The following is a 24,719-nucleotide window of genomic DNA, read 5'->3' on the forward strand; positions in this document are numbered from 1 at the left end:
TGCGACGATCGGACGGCACGACACGGCTACACGGTGAAAGCAGAGGAAGCCCGCCATGGCAACGGCGCCCAGCGTCTCCTACTCGATGACCATCCGGCTGGAGGTGCCCGCGAGCGGAACCGCGGTGTCCCAGCTCACCGGGGCTGTCGAGTCCCACGGAGGCTCGGTGACCGGCCTCGACGTCACGGCGTCCGGCCATGAGAAGCTCCGCATCGACGTCACCATCGCCGCCACCTCCACCGCGCACGCCGAGGAGATCGTCGAGCAGCTGCGCGGCATCGAGGGCGTCACCCTGGGCAAGGTCTCGGACCGCACGTTCCTCATGCACCTCGGCGGCAAGATCGAGATGGCGTCGAAGCACCCCATCCGCAACCGCGACGACCTGTCCATGGTCTACACGCCGGGCGTGGCCCGCGTCTGCATGGCGATCGCCGAGAACCCCGAGGACGCCCGCCGCCTGACCATCAAGCGCAACTCCGTCGCGGTCGTCACCGACGGCTCCGCCGTGCTGGGCCTGGGGAACATCGGCCCCAAGGCCGCGCTGCCGGTCATGGAGGGCAAGGCGGCCCTGTTCAAGCGGTTCGCCGGCATCGACGCCTGGCCGATCTGCCTGGACACCCAGGACACCGACGCGATCGTCGAGATCGTCAAGGCCATCGCCCCGGGCTTCGCCGGCATCAACCTGGAGGACATCTCCGCCCCCCGCTGCTTCGAGATCGAGGCCCGGCTGCGCGAGGCGCTCGACATCCCCGTCTTCCACGACGACCAGCACGGCACCGCGATCGTGGTCCTGGCGGCCCTCACCAACGCGCTGCGGGTCACCGGCAAGAAGCTCGAGAACATCCGCGTCGTCATGTCCGGCGCCGGCGCGGCCGGCACGGCCATCCTGAAGCTGCTGCTCGCCGCGGGGGTGAAGAACGCGGTGGTGGCCGACATCCACGGAGTCGTCCACGCGGGCCGCGAGGACCTGGCCGACGTCGACCCGGGCTCGGCCCTGCACTGGATCGCCGACCACACCAACCCCGAGAACCTCACCGGCACGCTGAAGGACGCGGTGCGCGGCGCGGACGTCTTCATCGGCGTCTCCGCCCCGAACGTCCTCGACGGCGCGGACGTGGCCGCGATGGCCGAGGGGGCGGTCGTCTTCGCGCTCGCGAACCCCGACCCCGAGGTGGACCCGGCGATCGCCCGTCAGACGGCGGCGGTCGTGGCCACCGGACGCTCCGACTTCCCCAACCAGATCAACAACGTGCTGGTGTTCCCCGGTGTGTTCCGCGGTCTGCTGGACGCCCAGTCCCACACGGTCAACACCGAGATGATGCTGGCCGCCGCGCAGGCCCTGGCCGACGTGGTGACCGAGGACGAGCTGAACCCGAACTACATCATCCCCAGCGTCTTCAACGACAAGGTCGCGGGCGCCGTGGCCGGCGCGGTGCGGGACGCGGCCAGGGCGGCCGGGGCGTAGGCACCGCGGACGTCCTCCGGACCGCCCCGGGGCCGGCCGACCCGTTCCCGGGGCCGCTCCGGGGCCGTCCCGGGGCCGTCCCGGGGCCGTTCCGGGGCTGTGAGGATCGCCACGGCCGGTTTCGCACCGGCGCGTCGGGGAACCCGTAGGTCCTGGCTTCCCTCTAGGGTGGCGGCCTGGTCCGGGCGCAGGCCCCTGCGGTCCGTCGCCGGAAGCGGACCGAACGTCACCGTATCGGGGGCCGTGGCGTTCTTCGTGTGACTCCCTCGGGTGTTCTCACGATTTCTGCGGGTGCCGGATTGGCATTACCGCCGCAGGTAGAGGCAGGATGCGTCTCTGGGCGCGAGGGTCTGACGACGGACCCGGGTCCGGGGACTCACCGAGGAACCTGGCAGCATCGGCTTCGCCGTGCCCGACATGCGGCTCCGCCGCGTGGCACGCCTCAACGGCAAGAAGAACACGGGAGTAACAACATGAACCGCAGTGAGCTGGTGGCCGCGCTGGCCGACCGTGCCGAGGTGACCCGCAAGGACGCCGACGCCGTGCTGGCCGCGTTCGCCGACGTCGTCGGCGACATCGTCTCCAAGGGCGACGAGAAGGTCACCATCCCCGGCTTCCTGACCTTCGAGCGCACCCACCGTGCCGCTCGTACCGCGCGCAACCCGCAGACCGGTGAGCCGATCCAGATTCCGGCCGGCTACAGCGTGAAGGTCTCCGCGGGCTCCAAGCTGAAGGAAGCCGCCAAGGGCAAGTGAGCCTGACGCTCGTGCGTCCCGGGACGGCGTACGAGGCACGGTGACACCGAGAAGGGCGGCCCCGGTGAGGGCCGCCCTTTTTCGATGCCTGCGGGAGCGCCCCGGCGTGCGCGCTCCGGCCGGACCCCGGACCGGAACGGTGCTTCCCGGGCCCGGGGCGGGGAGGGGGGGCGGGTGCGGGCCTTGCCCGGCAGCTCGGCCCCGGCGCCCGGCTCCGCCGGCTTCTCCACGCCGTGTCCGCCCGCGGGCGGCCCCCCGGCCCCCGCGGCCGGGGCGGTGTGTCCGGCCCCGGGGCGGGGAGGGGGGTCAGGTGAGGGACTTGCCCGGCAGCTCGGCCTTGGCGCCCAGCTCCGCCAGCTTCTCCATGAAGTTCTCGTAGCCGCGGTTGATCAGGCCGATGCCGTGGACGCGGGACGTGCCCTGCGCGGCGAGCGCGGCGATGAGGTAGGAGAAGCCGCCGCGCAGGTCGGGGATGACCAGGTCGGCGCCCTGCAGCCGGGTGGGGCCGGAGACGACCGCCGAGTGCAGGAAGTTGCGCTGGCCGAAGCGGCAGTTCGAGCCGCCCAGGCACTCGCGGTAGAGCTGGATGTGGGCGCCCATCTGGTTGAGCGCGGAGGTGAAGCCGAGGCGGGACTCGTAGACCGTCTCGTGGATGATCGACAGGCCGGTCGCCTGGGTCAGGGCGACCACCAGCGGCTGCTGCCAGTCGGTCTGGAAGCCGGGGTGGACGTCCGTCTCCAGCGCGATGGACTTCAGCTGTCCGCCGGGGTGCCAGAAGCGGATGCCCTCGTCGTCGATCTCGAAGGCGCCGCCGACCTTCCGGTAGGTGTTCAGGAACGTCATCATCGAGCGCTGCTGGGCGCCGTGGACGTAGATGTTGCCCTCGGTCGCCAGCGCGGCGGACGCCCAGGAGGCGGCCTCCAGGCGGTCGGGCAGGGCGCGGTGGGTGTAGCCGCCGAGCGTGTCCACACCGGTGATGCGGATGGTCCGGTCGGTGTCCATCGCGATGATGGCGCCCATCTTCTGCAGGACGCAGATCAGGTCCTCGATCTCCGGCTCCACCGCCGCGTTGGACAGCTCGGTGACGCCCTCGGCGAGCACCGCCGTCAGCAGCACCTGCTCGGTCGCGCCGACGGACGGGTACGGCAGCCGGATCTTCGTGCCCCGCAGCCGCTGCGGGGCCTCCAGGTACTGGCCGTCCGCGCGCTTCTCGATCGTCGCGCCGAACTGGCGCAGCACGTCGAAGTGGAAGTCGATGGGCCGGCCGCCGATGTCGCAGCCGCCCAGGCCGGGGATGAACGCGTGGCCGAGCCGGTGCAGCAGCGGACCGCAGAACAGGATCGGGATCCGGGAGGAGCCCGCGTGGGCGTCGATGTCGGCGACGTTGGCGCTCTCCACGTGCGTGGGGTCGAGGACGAGTTCACCGGGCTCGTCGCCCGGACGGACCGTCACACCGTGCAGTTGCAGCAGGCCTCGTACGACGCGGACGTCACGGATGTCCGGAACGTTGCGCAGGCGGCTCGGAGCGCTGCCCAGCAGCGCGGCGACCATGGCCTTCGGTACGAGGTTCTTCGCACCGCGGACACGGATCTCGCCCTCCAGCGGGGTTCCGCCGTGGACCAGCAGTACGTCATCAGCGCCGTTGACGGTCATGAATCTCGCGTTCCGTGGGGAGTGGGGCAGGGGCCAGAAAGCAAAGAGTAATCGTCCCGCACCCCTCTTCCGTAAGCCCGCGGGGGGCCGGGCGGCGTCATGGATCCGTCACAACACGGGCCGTTCCGGACCGGGTACGCGGGGTCACCGCCGCGGCCGTGCGCCGGGGACGCCCCCGGCCGCCCTGAGCTGCGTTCACTCCCCTACGCCGGTTGCCTCCCCACGCGGGGGGAAGATGCGGGATCATGTCTGGCATGACCGAGGTGTCCTCGCTCACAGGGCGGCTGCTCGTGGCCACGCCCGCCCTGGCGGACCCGAACTTCGACCGTGCGGTGGTGCTCCTCCTCGACCACGACGAGGAGGGCTCACTCGGTGTCGTCCTCAACCGTCCGACCCCGGTGGACGTGGGCGACATCCTGGAGGGCTGGGCCGATCTGGCCGGCGAGCCCGGCGTCGTCTTCCAGGGCGGCCCGGTGTCGCTGGACTCGGCCCTCGGCGTCGCCGTCGTCCCCGGCGGGGCGGCCGGGGAGGCGGCTCCGCTCGGCTGGCGCCAGGTGCACGGCGCGATCGGGCTGGTCGATCTGGAGGCCCCGCCGGAACTGCTCGCCTCCGCCCTCGGCTCCCTGCGCATCTTCGCCGGGTACGCCGGCTGGGGCCCCGGCCAGCTGGAGGACGAGCTGGTGGACGGCGCCTGGTACGTCGTGGAGTCGGAACCCGGCGACGTCTCCTCCCCGGCCCCGGAGCGGCTCTGGCGCGAGGTGCTGCGCCGCCAGCGCAGCGAGCTGGCGATGGTCGCCACCTATCCGGACGACCCGTCGCTCAACTGATGCGCGCGGGCTTCAGTACCCTTGGCTGTTATGAGCACTCTTGAGCCCGAGCGCGGGACTGGTACGGGGACCCTCGTCGAGCCGACGCCGCAGACCTCCCACGGCGACGGTGACCACGAGCGCTTCGCCCACTACGTCCAGAAGGACAAGATCATGGCGAGCGCGCTCGACGGCACTCCCGTCGTGGCGCTGTGCGGCAAGGTCTGGGTGCCCGGCCGCGACCCGAAGAAGTACCCGGTGTGCCCCATGTGCAAGGAGATCTACGAGTCCATGGGCTCCGGCGGTGACGACAAGGGCAAGGGCGACAAGTAACCCCTCCCCTCCCGCCGGTCTCCTCCGAAGGCCCCCGGAGCGCGTTTTGCGCGCCCCGGGGGCCTTTGTGCTGTCCGCGCGTTGCACGGAGTGCGCCGGCCGGTCACAGAGTGGTGGAGACCTCTTGTGGCGTGGTTCACCCGGTCTCTAGCCTCCGGTGTGTTGTTGTGCACGACGAAACCGTCATTGCGCATGTTGCAACGCAACATCGGAGGAGCGCTCCATGAAGCTGTCCGTCCGCATGATCGCCCTCGCGGCCGTCCTCGCCACCGCCGCCTGCGCGCCCCAGACCTCCGGCACCTCCTCCTCCGACAGGGACGAGAGGACCGGGACCCTGCGCGTCTGGCTCTTCCAGGAGGTCAACAACAAGCCCAAGGAGGAGGTCGTCGACTCCGTCCTCACCGCGTTCGAGAAGGCGCACGACGGCACCGAGGTCACCGTCGAGTACATCCCCGTCGAGACCCGCGCCCAGCGCATCAAGGCGGCCTTCAACGACCCGCAGTCCGCGCCCGACCTCATCGAGTACGGCAACACCGACACCGCGGGCTACGTGAAGGACGGCGGACTCGCCGACGTCACCGAGGAGTTCCGGGCCTGGGACGAGGCCGAGGACACCGACCCGACCGCCCGGCAGTCGGTCACCGTCGACGGAAAGGTCTACGGGGCCCCGTACTTCGTCGGCGTCCGCGCGCTGTACTACCGCACGGACGTCTTCGAGGAACTCGGCCTGGAGGCGCCGAGGACGCAGGCCGAGCTGATCTCCACCGCCAAGAGGATCCGCGCCGCGAAACCGGAGATGTACGGCATCGCCGTCGGCGGCGCCTACACCTACGGCGCGATGCCCTTCATCTGGGCCCACGGCGGCGAACTCGCCACCGGCAGGGGCGGTTCGTACGCCTCCGCCGTCGACGGCGCCGACGCGCGCAGGGGCATCGAGGCCTACACCTCCCTCTTCGGCGACGACAACTGCCCGGCGGCCAAGTGCGCCGGGATGGGCGGCAACGACACGGTGACCGCCTTCGCCTCGGGCAAGGCGGCCATGGCGATCGGCGGCGACTTCAGCCACGCGGCCGTCGAGGCGGGGAAGGTCAGGGGCAAGTACGCCGTCGTGCCGCTGCCGGGCGTGCGGCCCGGCTCCATCGCCCCCGCGTTCGCGGGCGGGAACAACCTCGGCGTGCTGAAGTCCACCTCGCACCGCACCCTCGCCGTCGACCTGATGAAGCGGCTCGCCTCCAAGGAGGCCCAGAGCGGGCTGTTCGAGGGGATGGGCTTCCTGCCGACCTTCTCGGACGTGCGCCGGCGGGCGGCCGAGAAGGAGCCGTTCGTGAAGCCGTTCGTCGAGACGCTCGCCGCCGGCACCAAGTTCGTGCCGGTCTCGCCCGCCTGGGCGCAGATCGACTCCTCGCTGGTGCTGCCGACCATGTTCCAGGAGGTCGTCAGCGGCAAGAAGGACGTGGCGACCGCCTCGGCGGACGCCGCGAAGAAGATGAACGAGGCGTTCGGCTCGGTGGGCTGATCCCGTGGTCGCACAGGACACGGCGACCGTGGAGAGCGGGCGCCGGGCGCGCACGGCGCGCACGGCACATTCCACGGGTTCCGCCCCCCGCACGCCGCGAGGCCGCCGGCCGGGATCCACCACCCCCTGGCTCTACCTCGCCCCCGCGCTCGTCGTCCTCGGCGGGCTGCTCGCCTACCCCATCTACCAGCTCGGCCTGATCTCGCTCTTCCACTACACCCAGGCCCAGGTCAGCGGCGGCGAACCCACCACCTTCGAGGGACTGGGCAACTACGCCGACCTGTTCGCCGACGACCTGTTCTGGCAGGTGCTGCGGGACACCGTGCTGTTCGCGGCGGCCTGTGTGGTCTGCACCCTGGCCGCGGGCTGCGCGCTCGCCGTGCTGCTCACCCGGGTGCGGGCCGTGCCCCGGCTCGCGCTGATGCTGGCCGCCCTGGGCGCCTGGGCGACCCCGGCCGTCACCGGTTCCACGGTCTGGCTGTTCCTCTTCGACGCCGACTTCGGCCCGGTCAACCGGGTGCTCGGCCTCGGCGATCACGCGTGGACGTACGAGCGGATGAGCGCCTTCTTCCTCGTCCTGCTCGAAGTGGTGTGGTGCTCCTTCCCGTTCGTGATGGTGACGGTCTACGCCGGCATCCGCGCCGTGCCGTCCGAGGTGCTGGAGGCCGCCGCCCTGGACGGCGCCTCGCAGTGGCGGATCTGGCGCTCGGTGCTCGCGCCGATGCTCCGGCCGATCCTGGTCGTCGTCACGATCCAGTCGGTGATCTGGGACTTCAAGGTCTTCACCCAGATCTACGTCATGACGAACGGCGGCGGCATCGCGGGCCAGAACCTGGTCCTCAACGTCTACGCCTACCAACAGGCGTTCGCGTCCTCGCGGTACAGCCTCGGCGCGGCGATCGGCGTGGTGATGCTGCTGGTCCTGCTCGCCGTGACGCTGGTGTACCTGCGGCTGCTGCGCCGTCAGGGGGAGGAACTGTGACACTCGTGAGCCGGGACCGGGAACACCGGGTGAAGCCCGCGCGCCGCATCCTCCGGCGGCCGGGTCGGTCGGCGGCCGAGGCGGCGGCGCTGCTGATCGCCGCCGTGGTGGCCTTCCCGCTGTACTGGATGGTGCTGAGCGCCTTCAAGCCGGCCGGGGAGATCGAGTCGACCGAGCCGCGGCCGTGGACGCTGGCGCCCACGCTCGACTCCTTCCGACGGGTCTTCGGACAGCAGGAATTCGGCCGGTACTTCCTCAACAGCGTCGTCGTCGCGGTCGCGGTGGTGATCGCCTCGGCGCTGATCGCCTTTCTCGCGGCGACCGCCGTGACGCGTTTCCGGTTCCGGCTGCGGACCACCCTGCTGATCATGTTCCTGGTGGCCCAGATGGTGCCCGTGGAGGCGCTGACCATTCCGCTGTTCTTCCTCATGCGGGACCTCGGTCAGCTGAACACGCTGTGGTCGCTGATCCTGCCGCACATCGCGTTCTCGCTGCCGTTCGCGATCTGGATGCTCAGGGGATTCGTGAAGGCCGTTCCGGAGGCGCTGGAGGAGGCCGCGTACATCGACGGGGCGAGCCGCACCCGCTTTCTGTGGCAGATCCTTTTCCCGCTCGTCCTGCCGGGGCTGGTGGCCACGAGTGTCTTTTCCTTCATCTCCACCTGGAACGACTTCCTGTTCGCCAAGTCCTTCATCATCAGCGACATCTCCCGGTCGACCCTGCCGATGGCGCTGCTCGTCTTCTACAAACCCGACGAGCCGGACTGGGGCGGGGTCATGGCGGCCTCCACGGTGATGACGATTCCGGTGCTCGTCTTCTTCGTACTCGTACAGCGGCGCCTGGTCTCCGGACTGGGCGGCGCGGTAAAGGACTGACATGACCGAACTGATCCCAGCGCCCCGCAGCGTCGTCGCCGGCCCCGGCGAGGTGCGGCTGACGGAGCGCTCCCGGCTCTTCGCCGCTCCCGGGGCGGAGGGCGCCGGACGGTGGCTGCGCACCGTCCTCGGGCAGGCGACCGGCCTGCCGCTGCACGAGGGGCGGGAGCTCGGCGACACGGAGGGCGACGGCATCGGCCTCGTGATCGACCCCGGACTCGCCCCCGAGGAATACCGCCTCGTCAGCGACTGGAGCGGCGTCCTCGTCGAGGGCGGCGGCCCGGCCGGTGTCTTCTGGGGCGCCCAGACGCTGCGGCAGCTCCTCGGCCCCGACGCGTACCGCAGGGCCCCGCTCGGCCGCGACCGGGCCCGGTCGGTGCCGCACGTCACGATCGAGGACGCCCCCCGCTTCCGCTGGCGCGGGCTCATGCTGGACGTCGCCCGGCACTTCATGCCCAAGGAGGGCGTGCTGCGCTACCTCGACCTGATGGCGGCGCACAAACTCAACGTCCTGCACCTCCACCTGACGGACGACCAGGGATGGCGCATCGAGATCCGGCGGTATCCCAGGCTGACGGAGGTCGGCGCCTGGCGCGCCCGGACGAAAACCGGCCACCGCGCGTCACCGCTGTGGGAGGACAAGCCGCACGGCGGTTACTACACCCAGGACGACATCCGCGAGATCGTCGCCTACGCCGCCGAGCGGCACATCAGCGTCGTCCCGGAAATCGACGTGCCCGGCCATTCGCAGGCCGCCATCGCCGCGTATCCGGAACTCGGCAACACCGATGTCGTCGACACCGCCTCCCTGACCGTCTGGGACACCTGGGGGATCAATCCGAACGTGCTCGCCCCCACGGACGAAACCCTGCGTTTCTACGAGGGGGTGCTCGAGGAAGTCCTCGAACTCTTTCCCGCGGACGCCGGGGCGTCCACCGCATTCTCCTCCTCTCCCGCCTTCACCCCCTTTTCATCGTTCGTCCACATCGGCGGCGACGAATGCCCCAAGGACCAGTGGCGGGCGTCGGCCACCGCGCAGCGGCGGATCCGCGACCTCGGGCTGAAGGACGAGGACGCGCTCCAGGCCTGGTTCGTCGGGCACTTCGCCGACTGGCTCGCCGCCCGGGGCCGGCGGCTGATCGGCTGGGACGAGATCCTCGAGGGCGGCCTCGCCCCGGGCGCCGCCGTGTCCTCCTGGCGCGGGTACGCGGGCGGCGTCACCGCCGCCCGCGCGGGACACGACGTGGTCATGTGCCCCGAGCAGCAGGTGTACCTGGACCACCGGCAGGACGCGGGCCCCGACGAACCGGTGCCGATCGGGTACGTGCGCACCCTGGAGGACGTCTACCGGTTCGAGCCCGTGCCCCCGGAGCTGACGCCCGGGGAGGCCGGGCGGGTGCTGGGCGCCCAGGCCAACGTGTGGACCGAGGTGATGGAGGACCAGGGACGCGTGGACTACCAGGTTTTCCCCCGGCTCGCCGCCTTCGCCGAGGTCGCCTGGAGCCCCCTGCCCGCCCCCGCCGAACGCGACGTCGCCGGCTTCGAGCGGCGGATGGCCGCCCACTACCGGCGCCTCGACGCCCTGGGCGTCGCCTACCGGCCGCCCGCCGGTCCCCGGCCCTGGCAGAAGCGCCCGGGCGTGCTGGGGCGCCCGATCGACGGCCCGCCCCCGAACCGGTAGACCCCCCGGGGCAGGTGAGGGCCCGTCCGGCCGCGGACGGGCCCTCGCGCCCCGCCCGCCCCGGGCCGCCCCGCCCCGGTCCCGCGCGCACCCCCGTGTGTCTCGAACAGGCAGCGGGAAACGGGTGCGAGGATCACCGAAGAGTGTCAATCGGAACGCACCGGTGAGACCGTGCCGAAAACAGCGAGGACCTGGATGAAGTGGGCGAATGGCTCCTAGCGGACCCCCGTCTTCGGCGCCCGCCAAGATGTGCCAGAGTTGCCACGTCCGCCCCGTGAGCACGTACCGTACGGCCACACGGGTCGGACCAGGTGGGGCAGCGGGAAGGGGCAGCCGGTTTTGAGCACGCACGCACCGCAGGCGGCGCAGGCCGTCACGCTGCCCACGACCCTGGACGAGGCCGTGGCGGCGCTCGCCGCCGTGCCCGCCGCCGTGCCCGTCGCGGGCGGCACCGACCTGATGACCGCCGTCAACTCCGGTCAGCTCAGGCCCGCCGCGCTGGTCGGCCTCGGCCGGATCAGCGAGATCCGCGGCTGGCAGTACCTGGACGGCCACGCGCTGCTCGGCGCGGGCCTCACCCACGCGCGCATGGGCCGACCCGACTTCGCCGCCCTCATCCCGGCGCTCGCCGCCTCCGCGCGGGCCGCCGGACCGCCGCACATCCGCAACGCCGGCACCCTGGGCGGCAACATCGCCTCCGCCGCCCCCACCGGGGACGCGCTGCCCGTGCTGGCCGCGCTGGAGGCGACGCTGATCATCGCGGGCCAGGGCGGCGCCCGCCGCGAGATCCCGGTGTCGCACCTGCTGGCCGGGGTGGACGCGCTGCGCGCCGGTGAACTCATCGGCTACGTGCGCGTGCCGCTGCTGCACGCCCCCCAGGTCTTCCTGAAGGCGACCGGCCGCACCGGTCCCGGACGCGCGGTCGCCTCCGTCGCCCTCGTGCTCGATCCCGCCCGCCGCGGGGTCCGCTGCGCGGTGGGCGCCATCGCGCCGATGCCGCTCAGGCCCCTGGAGGCCGAGCAGTGGGTCGCGCAGCTCATCGACTGGGACAACAACCGGGCGATCGTGCCGGAGGCGCTGCACGCGTTCGGGGAGTACGTCGCCGCGGCCTGCATCCCCGACGCGGCCCCCGGCGAGGACGGCACCGTCCCACCGCTTCCGCCCGCGGTACTGCACCTGCGGCGCACCGTCGCCGCGCTGGCCCGACGAGCACTGGGGAGGGCGCTGTCGTGACCGACGACCAGCACGGAGAGGGCACGCCCCGGAGCGGCGGACGCTGGGACCCGCTGCCCCAGGGCGACTACGACGACGGCGCCACCGCCTTCGTGAAGCTTCCCGAGGGGGGCGTCGACGCCCTGCTGGACTCCATGGAGAGCCCGCTCGCCGCCCCCGGCCACGGCTACGTGCCGCCGCAGATCACGGTCACCCCCACGACCACCGCGGGCACCGACCCCGCGGCCACGGGCACCTGGCCGGCACCGGGCGCGCCCGTCGACGGGGCCCGGTGGCAGGACCCGCAGGCCGCGCAGGCGCAGGCCGGACACCCCGGGCAGGAGCACGGGGCGGACGCGGCCCCGCAGCACACGGGACGGGACGACCGGTTCACGTACCCCGCCGACCCCTCCGGTGCCCCCGGGGCCGCCGGGCAGTGGGGGTACGAGGAGGCGCCCGACCCCGGGAACCCCGCGCCGGGCCAGGACGTCACCGGCCGGTGGTCGATCCCCGTCGCCGGCGGCGACCTCCCGGACGAGTCCGGCGAGTTCACCACGTCCGCCCTGGCCGAGCAGTGGGGCGGCACCCCTCCGGCCACCCTCCCGGGCGGCGCCCCCGCCCCCTGGGCCACCCAGGCCATCGGGCAGCCGTGGGGACCCGGCGTCCCCGGGGTCCCGCAGGAGCAGCAGGGCGGTGACCCCGGACCGGAACCGCGGCGGGCGGACGCCGGCCCCGGGACCGAGGACCGGGCCGACGGCCCCGCACCCCGGCAGCCGGACGGCGAGCACGCGCCCGGACAGCCCGGAGCGGGGCACGCGCCCGGGCACGCCGGGCCCCGGTCGTCCGGAGTGCCCCAGCCGTTCGCCACCGAGGAGTACGCGGGATCCGCGGAGCCGCGGTGGCCGTCCGGCGCGGAGGCGTACCCCGGCCCCGGCGCGGAGGCCGCCGACGGCGCCCCGGCCGCCGACCGGGAGCCCCCGCGCCCCGCCGACCGGGACGACGCACGGCCCGCTCCCGGCACCGAAGGAGCCCCCGGGACCCACGAGACCCACGAGGCCCCGGAGGCCGCGCACGGGGCCCCGGAGGCCGCGCACGGGGACGACCGGGAGCGGGCGGAGCCCTCCGCCGCGGACGCGCCGGCCGACGGCCCCGGGACCCCGGCCGCCGCGCCCGCGCAGGACGCTCCCGGCCCCACCGGCTCCCCGGACACCGCGGGCGCTCCGGACGCCTCGGTCGCCGCGGACGCCCCGGCGGCCCCGGCCGACCCCGCCCCCGCGGCGCCCCCCGCGCCGGACGGCTCGGCGCCGCCGCACGATCCGCCGCCCGGCGTCCCGCACGACGACCACCCCCTGGCCTCCTACGTGCTCCGCGTCAACGGCTCCGACCGGCCGGTCTCGGACGCCTGGATCGGCGAGTCGCTGCTCTACGTGCTGCGCGAGCGGCTCGGCCTGGCCGGCGCCAAGGACGGCTGCTCGCAGGGCGAGTGCGGGGCCTGCAACGTGCAGGTGGACGGGCGGCTCGTCGCCTCCTGCCTGGTCCCGGCCGTCACCGCGGCCGGCAGCGAGGTCCGCACCGTCGAGGGCCTGGCCCAGGACGGCCGGCCGTCCGACGTGCAGCGGGCGCTCGCCCGGTGCGGCGCGGTCCAGTGCGGCTTCTGCGTCCCGGGCATGGCGATGACCGTGCACGACCTGCTGGAGGGCAACCCGGCGCCCACCGAGCTGGAGACCCGCCAGGCCCTGTGCGGCAACCTGTGCCGGTGCTCCGGCTACCGGGGCGTCGTGGACGCCGTCAAGGAGGTCGTCGCCGAACGCGAGGCGCACGCCGCGGTCCCCGAGTCCGATCCGGACGCGGACGCCGACCCGGACGTGCCCCGCATCCCGCACCAGGCGGGCCCCGGCGCCGGCGGCGTCAACCCCTCGGTGTTCGGGTCCGGACCGCATGACCGGCCCCACGGCCAGGACGGAGGCCAGGCGTGAGCAACGAAGCAGCCACCGCGCAGGCCGCACGGGCGGCCGAGACCGCGGCCGGGCCGGAACCGGTTCCGCACGGGCTCGGCGCCTCGCTCCCGGCCGCCGACGCCCGGGCCAAGACCGAGGGCACCTTCCCGTACGCCGCCGACCTGTGGGCCGAGGGCCTGCTGTGGGCGGCCGTGCTGCGCTCCCCGCACCCGCACGCGCGCATCGTGTCCATCGACACCACCCACGCGCGCGAGATGCCCGGCGTCCGCGCGGTCGTCACCCACGAGGACGTCCCCGGCACCCCGCTGCACGGGCGCGGCAAGGCCGACCGCCCGGTCTTCGCCTCCGAGGTCGTGCGCCACCACGGCGAGCCCATCGCCGCCGTCGCCGCCGACCACCCGGACACCGCGCGGATGGCCGCCGCGGCCGTCATCGTCGAGTACGAGGTGCTCGACCCGGTGACCGACCCGGAGCAGGCGTTCGAGGCCGAGCCGCTGCACCCCGACGGCAACCTGATCCGGCACATCCCGCTGCGCCACGGCGACCCCGGGGCGGCCGGCGACGTCGTCGTCGAGGGCCTGTACCGCATCGGCCGCCAGGACCCCGCGCCCATCGGCGCCGAGGCCGGCCTCGCCGTGCCCCGCCCGGACGGCGGCGTCGAGCTGTACCTGGCCTCCACCGACCCGCACGGCGACCGGGACACGGCCGCCGCCGCCTTCGGCCTGGAACCCGAACGGGTGAAGGTCGTCGTCACCGGCGTCCCCGGCGCCACCGCCGACCGCGAGGACCGGAGCTTCCAGCTCCCGCTCGGCCTGCTGGCCCTGCGGACCGGCTGCCCGGTGAAACTCGCCGCCACCCGCGAGGAGTCCTTCCTCGGCCACGCCCACCGCCACCCCACCCTGCTGCGCTACCGCCACCACGCCGACGCCGAGGGCAGACTGGTCAAGGTCGAGGCGCAGATCCTGCTCGACGCGGGCGCCTACGCCGACACCTCCTCCGACGCCCTGGCCGCCGCCGTCGCCTTCGCCTGCGGCCCGTACGTCGTCCCGAACGCCTTCATCGAGGGCTGGGCCGTGCGCACCAACAACCCGCCCTCCGGCCACGTACGGGGCGAGGGCGCCATGCAGGTGTGCGCCGCCTACGAGGCGCAGATGGACAAGCTGGCCAAGAAGCTCGGCGTCGACCCGGCGGAACTGCGACTGCGCAACGTCATGGCCACCGGCGACGTCCTGCCCACCGGCCAGACCGTGACCTGCCCGGCCCCGGTCGCCGAACTGCTCCGGGCGGTCAAGGACTTCCCGCTGCCGCCGCTGCCCAAGGACACCCCCGAGGACGAGTGGCTGCTGCCCGGCGGCCCCGAGGGCGCGGGCGAACCGGGCGCGGTGCGCCGGGGCGTGGGCTACGGCGTCGGCATGGTGCACGTGCTCGGCGCGGAGGGCGCCGACGAGGTGTCCACGGCCACCGTGAAGGTCCAGGACGGCGTGGCCACGGTGCTGTGCGCGGCCGTGGAGACCGGCCAGGGGTTCGCCACCCTGGCCCGGCAGATCGTCCAGGAGGTCCTCGGCGTCGACGAGGTGCACGTGGCGCCGGTGGACACCGACCAGCCCCCGGCGGGCGCGGGCTGCCGGGGCCGGCACACCTGGGTGTCGGGCGGCGCGGTGGAACGCGCGGCCAAGATGGTCCGCACGCAGCTCCTGCAGCCCCTCGCCCACAAGTTCGGCATGTCCACCGAGCTGCTGCAGATCACCGACGGCAAGATCACCTCCTACGACGGGGTGCTGTCCACGACCGTGGCCGAGGAACTGGCCGGCAAGGAGCTGTGGGCCACGGCCCAGTGCCGCCCGCACCCGACCGAGCCCCTGGACGGGACCGGCCAGGGCGACGCGTTCGTCGGCCTGGCCTTCTGCGCGATCCGCGCGGTGGTCGACGTCGACATCGAGATCGGTTCGGTGCGGGTCGTCGAACTGGCGGTCGCCCAGGACGTGGGGCGGGTGCTGAACCCGGCCCAGCTGGCCGCCCGGATCGAGGCGGGCGTGACCCAGGGCGTGGGCATCGCGCTCACCGAGAACCTGCGCACCCCGCGCGGGCTGGTCCGCCGCCCCGACCTCACCGGGTACGCCCTCCCGACCGCCCTGGACGCCCCGGACATCCGGATCGTGGAGCTGGTCGAGGAGCGGGACGTGGTCGCCCCCTTCGGCGCGAAGGCGGCCAGCGCGGTGCCGGTGGTGGCCTCCCCGGCGGCCGTCGCCTCCGCCGTCCGGGCCGCCACGGGCCGCCCGGTGAACCGCCTGCCGATCCGCCCGCAGGCCGCGGTGGTGACCGGCGGCTGACGTCCGCGGGGGAGGTTCCGGAGGTTTCGGGGATTCCGGGGTTTTGGGAATTCCGGAGGTTCCGGGGGCGGTTTCCGGCGGAGAGGCAACGCGCGGGGGCCGTTCGGACGTCTATGGGAACGGGGCGCCGTGCGGGCCTCCGGGTCCGGGGGCGTTGTCAGTGCCGGTGCGTAAGGTGCCGAGCGGTGGGGGGACGGCCGCCGGGTCCGGACGGACGCGGTCCGTCCCGCCCGGGCGGGACGTTCGCGGGCCCGGGACCGAGCAGACGTATCGCGGGGGAACCATGTGCACGACCGGCACCGCTGCCACGGCGGCGATCACACGCACCGGGGCGGACCCCGGCCCGTACGTCACGCACGCGTCCGCGCGCGGCCGGTCGGCCGGCCCCGGACTGCCCGGGGACGGTGGCCCGTTCGCCTTAGCGCCGTTGTGCGGCGGGGGGACCGGCGAGTTCCCGGCGGCGTACTTCTTCCACGACCGCCCGGACCCGATGGACCGCCGACCGCTCGCCCCGTCCCTGCCGACCCTGGTGCGGTTCGCCGCGGCGGTGGACGAACTGGCCGGACTGCGCGCCCAGTTCGCCGACCGCGCGGGCCGCTGCGGCGCCCGGGCGGTCGCGGACGCGGCGCGGCGGCTGCTGGAGGTGTTCGAGGAGGGCGCGGACGGCGGGCCGGCGCCGCTCCGGCGGATGGCGGCGCTGATCCGCCCCCTGGCCCTGACGGCGGGCCCGGGCACGGCCTCGGGACTGGCCCTCGACCTCCCGGTGCGCCTGCTGGAGCAGGAGTTCGGCCGCGGCGGCGTGGTCCGCTTCGAGGAGGTCGACCTCCCCGCCACGCTCACGCACGAGCCGACCCGCCGCTTCCTGCGCGGGACGGGCCTGCCGGAGGACGGCTTCCTCTTCCGGCCGGACACCGACCTGCCGCCGCGGACCCTCACGGAGCACCACGCCGAGCACCGCGCCGACGGCGGGGGCGGGGTCCCGCCCGGCCGCCTCCCGGCCCACGCCGACCGCCTCGTACGCCTCGGGGACCTGGTCGAGGGCCACGGCCTGGTCGTCGACGGGGCCACCGGCGCGGTGCTGAGCTGGAGCGGGCCGGAATCCGTCCTCCGCCCCCTCGGCACGGACGTCTCCGTCCTCGCCTTCACCCTCTGGCTGCTCCACCGCGAGCGCTCCCTCGACGAGGCGTCCGGCCACGCGCTGACCGGCGAGGCGTACGACCGGCTGGTGATGACGATGATCCAGGCCCTGGCGTCGATCGACCCGGCGGACACGACGGCCGGCCCGCGCGGGCACTGCCGGGCGTAGCCCTTCCAGGACGGGGCGGGCGGGGTGCCCCGAGCCTGCCCCTCGAGCCCGCCCCCGCCTCGGTCACCCGTCCGCAAGGGGCTCCCGCCCCGGGTGTCTACGTGTCTACTCGTCGTCCTCGTACGGCGGGATGCGCTGCCCCCGGCTCTCGCAGATGTTCAGGAGGTCGGTCAGGCACTCGGCCAGGCGCTGGGTGACGAAGTGGTACTCGTCGGCCGTGGCGGGCGTCTCGGAGTCGAGAAGGGCCTTGGACAGGTCCAGCACCACGGTGGCCGTCTCGATCTGCTGCTCCTCGATCCGGTCGGCGAGGAGGGACAGGGCAGTGGCGGTGCCGTCGGTCGACAGGAGGGCCGGTTTGCCGTCGTTGCGCCACGGCAGCAGACGCAGGTGGGTGGGGGAGGGGGTCATGCCGGCACTCCCTGGAAGCAGTGGACGCCGAAGGCTGCGGGGGTGAGGGGGACGCGCGTGTCCCGCTGCCGCAGGCGTTCCTGCTCCCGCTCGTGGGCGACGAGGTAGGGCCGTACGAGCGGCAGGCCGTCGGCCTCGATGAACGCGGCGGGACGGGGGGAGCGGTGGGCGGGACGTCCCGTACCCACCGCGTAGTGCGTGATGACCAGCCGTCGTGCCGGCGGGCACGCCGTGTGTGCGGCGAGGCGTCGGCGCCTGCCGGTGGACGGCAGGAGCCAGGAGAGAAGCGCGGCCAGTAGGCTTCGCATGTCGGCACTCCTTCGTAGTGCGGGCCACGCCCCCGGACAGTTCGCCCTGTCGCGGGGGTTCTTCGTTGCGCTGAAGGCCACACTAGCGCGCTAACGCGAAACCGCACTAGCGCGTAAGCGCGATAGCTGGATTCCGCGTAACCGCACAGGCTGGAAGGTATGGACCTTGATCGCTCCGTTCCCGTCTGGCCCCAGGTGGCGGACGAACTGCGACGACGGCTGGACGCGGGGCAGTACAAGCCGGGGGAGAGGTTCCCCGGCACCGTGGACATCGCCGCCGAGTTCGACGTGAGCCAGTCCACGGCCCAGAAGGCGGTGGCCGCACTGCGCTCGGAAGGCCGTCTCTACACCGTGCTGGGTCAGGGCTCGTTCGTGAAGGGCGACGAGTGACGAGGAGCGGTGGGGGACAGGCAGGGGAAGCGCCCCACCACCCCGGGCGGCCGTGACGTTCTCGTCCGGGAAACCCACGTCCGGCAGGTCATGAACGGGAGCGGGGCTCAAGGGAAGGGCGTGCGCCGCAACGGGACTGCCGTGCGCCGTTCACACGGGGGCGGTGGGGACGTAGGTCCCAGGTCCCGGTCCGGTCCCGACCCCCGACAGGGGTCAAACCCGACCGTGGACCTTACTCTGGCGGTCATGACCACCCCGAACCCGCGCGACACCGGTGTCGCCCCGCCCGCCGACCCCGCCGGGACCACCGGCCCCGCCCCGGCCCTCGCCCCCGCACCCGACGCGACCGTGCTGAGCCGTCCCTACCGGGCGCTGAGCATCGGGATCGTCTCCGTGGTGCTGCTGATCGCCTTCGAGGCGACCGCGGTCGGTACGGCGATGCCGGTGGCGGCGCGGGAGCTGGACGGGGTGTCCCTGTACGCGTTCGCGTTCTCGGGGTACTTCACGACGAGCCTGTTCGGCATGGTGCTCTCCGGTCAGTGGTCGGACCGGCGCGGTCCGCTCGCGCCGCTGACCTGGGGCATCGCCTCCTTCGCCGTCGGTCTGCTGCTCTCCGGGACGGCGGGCGCGATGTGGCCGTTCATCCTCGGGCGGGCCGTGCAGGGGCTCGGCGGCGGGCTGGTCATCGTCGCGCTGTACGTGGTGGTCGGGCGGGCCTACCCGGAGCGGCTGCGACCGGCGATCATGGCCGCGTTCGCGGCGAGCTGGGTGGTGCCGTCGATCGTCGGCCCGCTGGCCTCCGGCACGGTGACCGAGCAGCTCGGCTGGCGGTGGGTGTTCCTCGGCATCCCGGCGCTGGTGGTGTTCCCGCTGGCCCTCGCGCTGCCGCAGATACGCCGCCTGGCGTCCGGCCCGGTGGGCGACGGCGCGGGCGCGCCGGCCTCCTTCGACCGCCGCCGCATCCGGCTCGCCCTGGCGATCTCCCTCGGCGCCGGCCTGCTCCAGTACGCCGCCCAGGACCTGAGCTGGCTCTCCCTGCTGCCGGGCGCGGCGGGCGTGGTGCTGCTCGTCCCCGCGGTGCTGGGGCTGCTCCCGCACGGCACGTGGCGGGCCGCCCGCGGACTGCCCTCGGTGGTGCTGCTGCGCGGCGTCGCCGCCGGGTCCTTCATCGCCGCGGAGTCCTTCGTGCCGCTGATGCTGGTCACTCAGCGGGGGCTCAGCCCCACGCTCGCCGGGTTCTCGCTCGCGGCGGGCGGCGCGACCTGGGCGCTGGGCTCCTGGCTCCAGTCGCGGCCGCGGCTCGAGCCGTACCGGGAGCGGCTGATGACCCTCGGGATGGTGCTGGTGGCGGGGGCCATCGCGGCGGCCCCGAGCGTGCTGATCCCCGCGGTGCCCGCCTGGACGACGGCCGTCGCCTGGGCCTTCGGCTGCCTCGGGATGGGCCTGGTGATCTCCTCCACCAGCGTGCTGCTGCTCCAGCTCTCCGCCCCCGAGGAGGCCGGCACCAACTCCGCCGCCCTCCAGATCTCCGACGGCCTGTCCAACGTCCTCCTCCTGGCCATGGGCGGCGCCGCCTTCGCCGCCCTCGGTGGCGGCATGGCCGGCCACGCGGCCGTGGAGACCGCCGGCACCGGCTCCCACCCGGCCGCCTTCGCCGCGGTGTTCCTGCCGATGGCGGCGGTGGCGCTGGCGGGGGCGTGGGTGACGACGCGATTGCGTGCCGTCTCCTGAGTGGTACCAGTCTGGCCCCACCCAGTGGTACCGTTTTGGTATGGCCATGAACCTGCGTCTTCGTGACGACCAGACGGAAGCCCTGAAGCTGCGCGCCGAGGAGGAGGGGGTCAGTATGCACGCGATACTGCTCAGGGCCGTGGACGACTACCTGGCCCGGACGGCTCACGAGGCGCTCGTGCGCAAGGCGGCCAAGGAACAGACCGCCAAGTGGGCCGAGCTGCTGGAGAGGCTCAAGTGACCCATGTCTACCTGACGGCCGAGGACGTCCTGGCCATCGCGGATCTCGCGGTCGACGACCAGGACGTCGTCGTCCGTGACGCGGGCCTGCTGGAGTCGGCCGTCCACCGTCCGGCGGCCGCCATGTTCGGCCAGGAGGCGTACCCGGACCTGTTCGACAAGGCCGCGGCACTCCTGCAGTCCCTCGCGATCAACCGCCCCTTCGTTGACGGGAACAAGCGAACGGCGTGGACCTCCTGCGTCGTCTTCCTGGCGATGAACGACGTGCAGCTGCGCCCGGACATCGACGCCGCCGAGCGCCTGGTGATCGCGGTGGCCACCGGCGCCGTGGACGAGGTCAAGGCCATCTCCGAGACCTTGCGGGAGCTGTCCGAACCGCCGATGTGACGTCGGTCCCACCCCCGGGGGACCCGGCACGGTCAGAGTCTCGGCCGCATCGGCCCGTGGGTAGGGTGGCCCGGTCGTCATACGCATCCGAGCCGCCAGACCCCCACGACGGAGACCGTGACTACCACCGCCAGTTCCAGCGCCGCCTCCCACTCGCACCACCTGTCGCCCGCCTTCCCCGGCCGCGCCCCCTGGGGCACCGCCAGCAAGCTGCGCGCCTGGCAGCAGGGGGCGATGGAGAAGTACATCCAGGAGCAGCCGCGCGACTTCCTGGCGGTCGCCACCCCCGGCGCCGGTAAGACGACCTTCGCGCTGACGCTGGCCTCCTGGCTGCTGCACCACCACGTCGTGCAGCAGGTGACCGTCGTCGCGCCCACCGAGCACCTGAAGAAGCAGTGGGCCGAGGCCGCCGCGCGGATAGGCATCAAGCTGGACCCCGAGTACAGCGCGGGCCCGCTCGGCAAGGAGTACCACGGGGTCGCCGTGACCTACGCCGGTGTGGGCGTGCGCCCCATGCTGCACCGCAACCGCGTCGAGCAGCGCAAGACGCTCGTCATCCTCGACGAGATCCACCACGCCGGTGACAGCAAGTCCTGGGGCGAGGCCTGCCTGGAGGCGTTCGAGCCGGCCACCCGCAGGCTCGCGCTGACCGGTACGCCGTTCCGGTCCGACACCAACCCCATCCCCTTCGTCCGGTACGAGGAGGGCGACGACGGGATCCGGCGGTCGGCCGCCGACTACACCTACGGGTACGGCTCCGCGCTCGCCGACGGTGTCGTGCGTCCCGTCATCTTCCTGTCCTACAGCGGCAACATGCGCTGGCGCACCAAGGCCGGCGACGAGGTCGAGGCCCGCCTCGGCGAACCCATGACCAAGGACGCGATCAGCCAGGCCTGGCGCACCGCCCTCGATCCGCGCGGCGAGTGGATGCCGGCCGTGCTGCGCGCCGCCGACCAGCGCCTGACCGAGGTCAGGAAGGCCATCCCGGACGCCGGCGCCCTGGTCATCGCCTCCGACCAGGACTCCGCCCGGGCCTACGCCAAGCTCATCCGCGACATCACCGGCCACCAGGCCACCCTGGTGCTGTCCGACGACACCGGCGCGTCGAAGCGGATCGACGAGTTCAGCGGCAGCGACGACCGCTGGATGGTCGCCGTGCGCATGGTGTCCGAGGGCGTCGACGTGCCGCGCCTCGCGGTCGGCGTGTACGCCACCACCATCTCCACGCCGCTGTTCTTCGCCCAGGCCGTCGGCCGTTTCGTGCGGTCCCGGCGGCGCGGCGAGACCGCGTCCGTGTTCCTGCCGACCGTTCCCGACCTGCTCGGGTTCGCGGGCGAGATGGAGCGCGAGCGCGACCACGTCCTCGACCGGCCGAAGAAGGACGGCGAGGAGGACCCGTACGCCGAGTCCGAGAAGGAGATGGAGGAGGCGAACCGGGAGCAGGACGAGGACACCGGCGAGCAGGACATGCTGCCCTTCGAGGCGCTGGAGTCCGACGCCGTCTTCGACCGGGTCACGTACAACGGCGCCGAGTTCGGCATGCAGGCGCACCCCGGCAGCGAGGAGGAGCAGGACTACCTCGGCATCCCCGGGCTCCTCGAACCCGACCAGGTGCAGCTGCTGCTGCAGAAGCGGCAGGCCCGGCAGATCGCCCACAGCCGCAGGAAGCCGGACGCCGAGGCCGACCTGCTCGAAGTGCCCGCCGAGCGGCGGCCGGTGGTCTCCCACAAGGAGATGATGGAGCTGCGCCGGAAGCTCAACACCATGGTCGGCGCGTACGTCCACCAGAGCGGCAAGCCGCACGGCGTCATCCACACCGAGCTGCGCCGGGTGTGCGGGGGCCCGCCCGCGGCGGAGGCCACGGCGGGGCAGCTGCGCCAGCGCATCGCCAAGGTGCAGGAGTGGGCCACGCGCATGCGGTGACACCGCGCACCGGACGCCGGCGCCCGGGGGCGAGAGGGCACACCCGGGCAAAAGGAACCACTTTTCCCGCAGAGGTGACCGGATTCTGGACGGAGCCTTCCGCTGAGCGGACCGGCTCGCTACTGTCCGGCTACGCACACGCCCCGTGGCAGCGCCGCCGCGGAGCGCAGCCGTGAAGCGACTGTGCCCGGGACCAGGCCGGGCCGCCGGCCGATCGGCGGCCTCTGAAGCGCGTGACCGACGGGACTCGGTGACGCGTCTTCCGCGAGGGGCCGCCGACCTCACCACTGAAGGAGTGGGCGTCGTGACCGCGGAGACCTCTCAGACGCTCGACAGGGGACTGCGGGTCCTCAAGCTGCTCGCCGACACGGACCACGGGCTGACCGTCACCGAGCTTTCCCACCGACTGGGCGTGAACCGGACCGTCATATACCGGTTGCTCGCCACGCTGGAACAGCACGCCCTGGTCCGCCGCGACCTGGGCGGACGGGCCCGCGTCGGGCTCGGCGTGCTGCGCCTGGGCCGGCAGGTGCACCCGCTGGTGCGGGAGGCGGCGATGCCGGCCCTGCGGTCGCTGGCGGAGGACATCGGCGCGACGGCGCACCTGACCCTGGTGGACGGGGCGGAGGCCCTGGCGGTGGCCGTGGTGGAACCGTCCTGGACGGACTACCACGTGGCGTACCGGGCGGGTTTCCGGCACCCGCTGGACCGGGGAGCCGCCGGCAAGGCGATCCTCTCGGCCCGCCGGCAGCGGCCGGCCGACCCCGGCTACACCCTCACCCACGGTGAACTGGAGACCGGGGCCTGCGGGGCGGCGGCACCGCTGCTGGGCATCACGGGCGTCGAGGGCAGCGTCGGCGTCGTCATGCTGGCGGACGTCGTCCCGGAACGGGTCGGCCCCCGGGTCGTGGACGCGGCCCGGGAGGTCGCGGAGGCGCTGCGCTGAGGCGTCGCGGGCGCGGCCGGACCGGTCCCGCCCCTGCCCCCGCTGGCCGGACCCGCCCCGGCCTGCGCGGGCCGGACCCGGTCCCGCCCCTCGGCCCCCGCGGGGCCGGAGCCCCGCTCTGCCCACCGGTCCCGGTCCCCAGGGGGCCGGCACCCCCTCCCGACCACCGCCGCCCGGCCGGACTCCGCCGTCGCGTTAGATTGATCCCGTGCTCTCTCGCCTCACGCGTTCCCAGGCCCTGGCCGTCTGCGCCGCCCCCGTCGTCGCCCTGCTGGCCACGGCGGTGTTCGCGCCGCTGCCGTTCTCGGTGGCGCAGCCGGGGATGACGGCGGACGTGCTCGGCGAGAACAAGGGCACCGAGGTGATCACGATCTCCGGTGCGCCGACCCGGGAGACCACCGGGCAGCTGCGGATGACGACCATCGAGGCGACCTCGCCGGACACCCGCGTGAGCCTGCCCGACGTCGTCGACGGCTGGTTCGGCGCCGACCGGGCGGTCATGCCCCGCGACGTGGTCTACCCCAGCGGGGACAGCACCGAGGAGATCGAGCGCTACAACCGGCGGCAGATGGAGGAGTCCCAGGACGAGGCGACCGCCGCCGCGCTGAACCACCTGGGCCTCGAGGACGAGGGCATCGACGTCACCCTGCGGCTCGCGGACGTCGGCGGCCCCAGCGCCGGCCTGCTGTTCTCCCTCGGCATCGTCGACAAGCTGGACGGCGACGGCAGCGGCGGCGACCTCACCGGCGGCCGGATCGTCGCCGGCACCGGCACGATCGACGCGCGGGGCCGGGTCGGCGCGGTGGGCGGCGTGCCCCTGAAGACCCAGGCCGCCAGGCGGGACGGCGCCACCGTCTTCCTGGTCCCCGAGGCCGAGTGCGCCGCCGCCCGGGCCGAGCTCCCCGCGGGGCTGCGCCTCGTCCCGGTCACCACGCTCGAGGGCGCGGTCGACGCCCTGGTCTCCCTGGAGAAGGGCACCGGCAAGGTCCCGAGCTGCTAGCGCCTCCCGTCGGGCTCGGGCCGGACCCCGCGAGCCCGGCCCGAGCCGAACGAGAAACCCCGGGGCTCCGCATCCTCGCCCCGTACGCCCGTCCCCGGGCCCCTCGGCCGCAGCAGCAGTTCGGCCAGGGAGGCCAGCCAGTCCACCAGCAGGGCGAGCGCGACGGTGAGGACCGAGCCCAGCAGCAGCACCGGCGTTTGCCGGCCGGTGATCCCGGCGACGATCAGCACGCCCAGGCCGCCGCCCCCGCCGAAGGCCGCCAGCGTCGCCGTGCCCACGCACACGACGAGCGCCGTGCGCATCCCGGCGAGGACGGGCGGCACCGCCGACGGCAGCTCCACCCGGATCAGCACGGCCAGCGGGGACATGCCGATGCCGCGCGCCGCCTCCGGCAGCACCGGGTCGGGGGGCCGGAGGGGGGGGGGGGGGGGGGGGGGGGAGGGAGGGGGGGGGAGGGGGGGGGGGGGGGGGGGGGAAAAAAGCTCCCCCCGCCAACACAAAAGAAAACAAAAAC

The 24,719-nt window shown here is 73.7% G+C and carries 22 protein-coding genes and 1 pseudogene; 19 read left to right on the forward strand and 4 right to left on the reverse strand.

Annotated features, from left to right (window positions below; translation table 11 throughout):
- Positions 1–55: 55 nt before the first annotated feature.
- Entirely contained in the window at positions 56–1,465 is a 1,410-nt protein-coding gene (locus ACZ56B_RS16235) for an NAD-dependent malic enzyme (protein WP_468790327.1), read from the forward strand.
- A 473-nt stretch (positions 1,466–1,938) separates the two neighbouring features.
- Entirely contained in the window at positions 1,939–2,220 is a 282-nt protein-coding gene (locus ACZ56B_RS16240; protein ID WP_003990598.1) for an HU family DNA-binding protein, read from the forward strand.
- 306 nt (positions 2,221–2,526) lie between these two features.
- On the opposite strand, the gene murA is transcribed toward ACZ56B_RS16240, so the two are convergent.
- Entirely contained in the window at positions 2,527–3,873 is a 1,347-nt protein-coding gene (murA, locus tag ACZ56B_RS16245; protein WP_468790330.1) for a UDP-N-acetylglucosamine 1-carboxyvinyltransferase, read from the reverse strand.
- Between the two features lie 254 nt (positions 3,874–4,127).
- Here murA and ACZ56B_RS16250 point away from each other — a divergent pair, with 254 nt between their 5' ends.
- From ACZ56B_RS16250 to ACZ56B_RS16295, 10 genes are all read left to right on the forward strand, one after another.
- Positions 4,128–4,700 carry a YqgE/AlgH family protein gene (locus ACZ56B_RS16250; protein ID WP_468790332.1) on the forward strand — a complete coding sequence of 191 codons (573 nt, stop codon included), beginning with the start codon at positions 4,128–4,130 and terminating at the stop codon, positions 4,698–4,700.
- Positions 4,701–4,730: 30 nt separating this feature from the next.
- Positions 4,731–5,012 carry a DUF3039 domain-containing protein gene (locus ACZ56B_RS16255; RefSeq protein ID WP_031113140.1) on the forward strand — a complete coding sequence of 94 codons (282 nt, stop codon included), beginning with the start codon at positions 4,731–4,733 and terminating at the stop codon, positions 5,010–5,012.
- Positions 5,013–5,235: 223 nt separating this feature from the next.
- Positions 5,236–6,528, forward strand: coding sequence for an extracellular solute-binding protein (locus tag ACZ56B_RS16260; RefSeq protein WP_468790334.1), 1,293 nt, complete (start codon positions 5,236–5,238; stop codon positions 6,526–6,528).
- 28 nt (positions 6,529–6,556) lie between these two features.
- Positions 6,557–7,510, forward strand: coding sequence for a carbohydrate ABC transporter permease (locus tag ACZ56B_RS16265; RefSeq protein ID WP_468790370.1), 954 nt, complete (start codon positions 6,557–6,559; stop codon positions 7,508–7,510).
- Between the two features lie 5 nt (positions 7,511–7,515).
- A complete protein-coding gene (locus ACZ56B_RS16270) occupies positions 7,516–8,385 on the forward strand; it encodes a carbohydrate ABC transporter permease (protein WP_468790372.1) in 870 nt (289 codons plus the stop codon).
- 1 nt (position 8,386) lies between these two features.
- Entirely contained in the window at positions 8,387–10,066 is a 1,680-nt protein-coding gene (locus ACZ56B_RS16275) for a beta-N-acetylhexosaminidase (RefSeq protein WP_468790336.1), read from the forward strand.
- A 339-nt stretch (positions 10,067–10,405) separates the two neighbouring features.
- On the forward strand, positions 10,406–11,299 hold the full coding sequence (locus tag ACZ56B_RS16280) for an FAD binding domain-containing protein (RefSeq protein ID WP_468790338.1): 894 nt from the start codon (positions 10,406–10,408) through the stop codon (positions 11,297–11,299).
- Entirely contained in the window at positions 11,296–13,254 is a 1,959-nt protein-coding gene (locus ACZ56B_RS16285) for a (2Fe-2S)-binding protein (protein ID WP_468790340.1), read from the forward strand. The genes ACZ56B_RS16280 and ACZ56B_RS16285 overlap by 4 nt, the downstream gene beginning before the upstream one ends.
- On the forward strand, positions 13,251–15,566 hold the full coding sequence (locus ACZ56B_RS16290) for a xanthine dehydrogenase family protein molybdopterin-binding subunit (protein ID WP_468790342.1): 2,316 nt from the start codon (positions 13,251–13,253) through the stop codon (positions 15,564–15,566). The genes ACZ56B_RS16285 and ACZ56B_RS16290 overlap by 4 nt, the downstream gene beginning before the upstream one ends.
- A 283-nt stretch (positions 15,567–15,849) precedes the next feature.
- Entirely contained in the window at positions 15,850–16,872 is a 1,023-nt protein-coding gene (locus tag ACZ56B_RS16295) for an SUKH-4 family immunity protein (RefSeq protein ID WP_468790344.1), read from the forward strand.
- 105 nt (positions 16,873–16,977) lie between these two features.
- Here ACZ56B_RS16295 and ACZ56B_RS16300 read toward each other — a convergent pair whose 3' ends face one another.
- Both ACZ56B_RS16300 and ACZ56B_RS16305 read right to left on the reverse strand, forming a co-directional pair.
- Positions 16,978–17,280 (reverse strand): hypothetical protein, encoded by a 303-nt coding sequence (locus ACZ56B_RS16300; RefSeq protein ID WP_468790346.1) that lies wholly within the window; start codon positions 17,278–17,280, stop codon positions 16,978–16,980.
- Positions 17,277–17,588, reverse strand: coding sequence for a hypothetical protein (locus ACZ56B_RS16305; protein WP_468790348.1), 312 nt, complete (start codon positions 17,586–17,588; stop codon positions 17,277–17,279). Before ACZ56B_RS16305 ends, ACZ56B_RS16300 begins: the two co-directional genes overlap by 4 nt.
- A gap of 159 nt (positions 17,589–17,747) precedes the next feature.
- Between ACZ56B_RS16305 and ACZ56B_RS16310 the strand changes: the two genes are divergently transcribed.
- The 7 genes from ACZ56B_RS16310 (at position 17,748) to ACZ56B_RS16340 (ending at position 24,205) form a co-directional block, all read left to right on the forward strand.
- Positions 17,748–17,978 carry a winged helix-turn-helix domain-containing protein gene (locus ACZ56B_RS16310; protein WP_352233822.1) on the forward strand — a complete coding sequence of 77 codons (231 nt, stop codon included), beginning with the start codon at positions 17,748–17,750 and terminating at the stop codon, positions 17,976–17,978.
- A 246-nt stretch (positions 17,979–18,224) separates the two neighbouring features.
- Positions 18,225–19,709, forward strand: coding sequence for an MFS transporter (locus ACZ56B_RS16315; protein ID WP_468790351.1), 1,485 nt, complete (start codon positions 18,225–18,227; stop codon positions 19,707–19,709).
- 40 nt (positions 19,710–19,749) lie between these two features.
- Positions 19,750–19,950, forward strand: a complete 201-nt coding sequence (locus ACZ56B_RS16320; RefSeq protein WP_016826066.1) for a ribbon-helix-helix protein, CopG family — start codon at positions 19,750–19,752, stop codon at positions 19,948–19,950.
- Positions 19,947–20,336 (forward strand): type II toxin-antitoxin system death-on-curing family toxin, encoded by a 390-nt coding sequence (locus tag ACZ56B_RS16325; RefSeq protein WP_468790353.1) that lies wholly within the window; start codon positions 19,947–19,949, stop codon positions 20,334–20,336. Before ACZ56B_RS16320 ends, ACZ56B_RS16325 begins: the two co-directional genes overlap by 4 nt.
- Positions 20,337–20,453: 117 nt before the next feature.
- Positions 20,454–22,259 (forward strand): DEAD/DEAH box helicase, encoded by a 1,806-nt coding sequence (locus ACZ56B_RS16330; RefSeq protein ID WP_468790355.1) that lies wholly within the window; start codon positions 20,454–20,456, stop codon positions 22,257–22,259.
- A gap of 304 nt (positions 22,260–22,563) precedes the next feature.
- On the forward strand, positions 22,564–23,205 hold the full coding sequence (locus tag ACZ56B_RS16335) for an IclR family transcriptional regulator (RefSeq protein ID WP_468790357.1): 642 nt from the start codon (positions 22,564–22,566) through the stop codon (positions 23,203–23,205).
- Positions 23,206–23,413: 208 nt separating this feature from the next.
- Positions 23,414–24,205, forward strand: coding sequence for a S16 family serine protease (locus ACZ56B_RS16340; RefSeq protein ID WP_468790359.1), 792 nt, complete (start codon positions 23,414–23,416; stop codon positions 24,203–24,205).
- Here the strand turns inward: ACZ56B_RS16340 and ACZ56B_RS16345 are convergent.
- Positions 24,202–24,621, reverse strand: a pseudogene (locus ACZ56B_RS16345) (ABC transporter permease subunit); the annotation flags it as partial. The gene ACZ56B_RS16340 and the pseudogene ACZ56B_RS16345 sit on opposite strands and share 4 nt — an antisense overlap.
- Between the last annotated feature and the right edge of the window lie 98 nt (positions 24,622–24,719).

This window comes from Streptomyces sp. NPDC034670 (assembly GCF_055574875.1).

Bases quoted from the DNA above. Each gene is read 5' to 3' on its own strand.
- ACZ56B_RS16235 (WP_468790327.1), top strand. From the start codon at position 56: ATGGCAACGGCGCCCAGCGTCTCCTACTCGATGACCATCCGGCTGGAG.
- ACZ56B_RS16240 (WP_003990598.1), top strand. From the start codon at position 1,939: ATGAACCGCAGTGAGCTGGTGGCCGCGCTGGCCGACCGTGCCGAGGTG.
- murA (WP_468790330.1), bottom strand. From the start codon at position 3,873: ATGACCGTCAACGGCGCTGATGACGTACTGCTGGTCCACGGCGGAACC.
- ACZ56B_RS16250 (WP_468790332.1), top strand. From the start codon at position 4,128: ATGACCGAGGTGTCCTCGCTCACAGGGCGGCTGCTCGTGGCCACGCCC.
- ACZ56B_RS16255 (WP_031113140.1), top strand. From the start codon at position 4,731: ATGAGCACTCTTGAGCCCGAGCGCGGGACTGGTACGGGGACCCTCGTC.
- ACZ56B_RS16260 (WP_468790334.1), top strand. From the start codon at position 5,236: ATGAAGCTGTCCGTCCGCATGATCGCCCTCGCGGCCGTCCTCGCCACC.
- ACZ56B_RS16275 (WP_468790336.1), top strand. From the start codon at position 8,387: ATGACCGAACTGATCCCAGCGCCCCGCAGCGTCGTCGCCGGCCCCGGC.
- ACZ56B_RS16295 (WP_468790344.1), top strand. From the start codon at position 15,850: ATGTGCACGACCGGCACCGCTGCCACGGCGGCGATCACACGCACCGGG.
- ACZ56B_RS16300 (WP_468790346.1), bottom strand. From the start codon at position 17,280: ATGACCCCCTCCCCCACCCACCTGCGTCTGCTGCCGTGGCGCAACGAC.
- ACZ56B_RS16305 (WP_468790348.1), bottom strand. From the start codon at position 17,588: ATGCGAAGCCTACTGGCCGCGCTTCTCTCCTGGCTCCTGCCGTCCACC.
- ACZ56B_RS16310 (WP_352233822.1), top strand. From the start codon at position 17,748: ATGGACCTTGATCGCTCCGTTCCCGTCTGGCCCCAGGTGGCGGACGAA.
- ACZ56B_RS16315 (WP_468790351.1), top strand. From the start codon at position 18,225: ATGACCACCCCGAACCCGCGCGACACCGGTGTCGCCCCGCCCGCCGAC.
- ACZ56B_RS16320 (WP_016826066.1), top strand. From the start codon at position 19,750: ATGGCCATGAACCTGCGTCTTCGTGACGACCAGACGGAAGCCCTGAAG.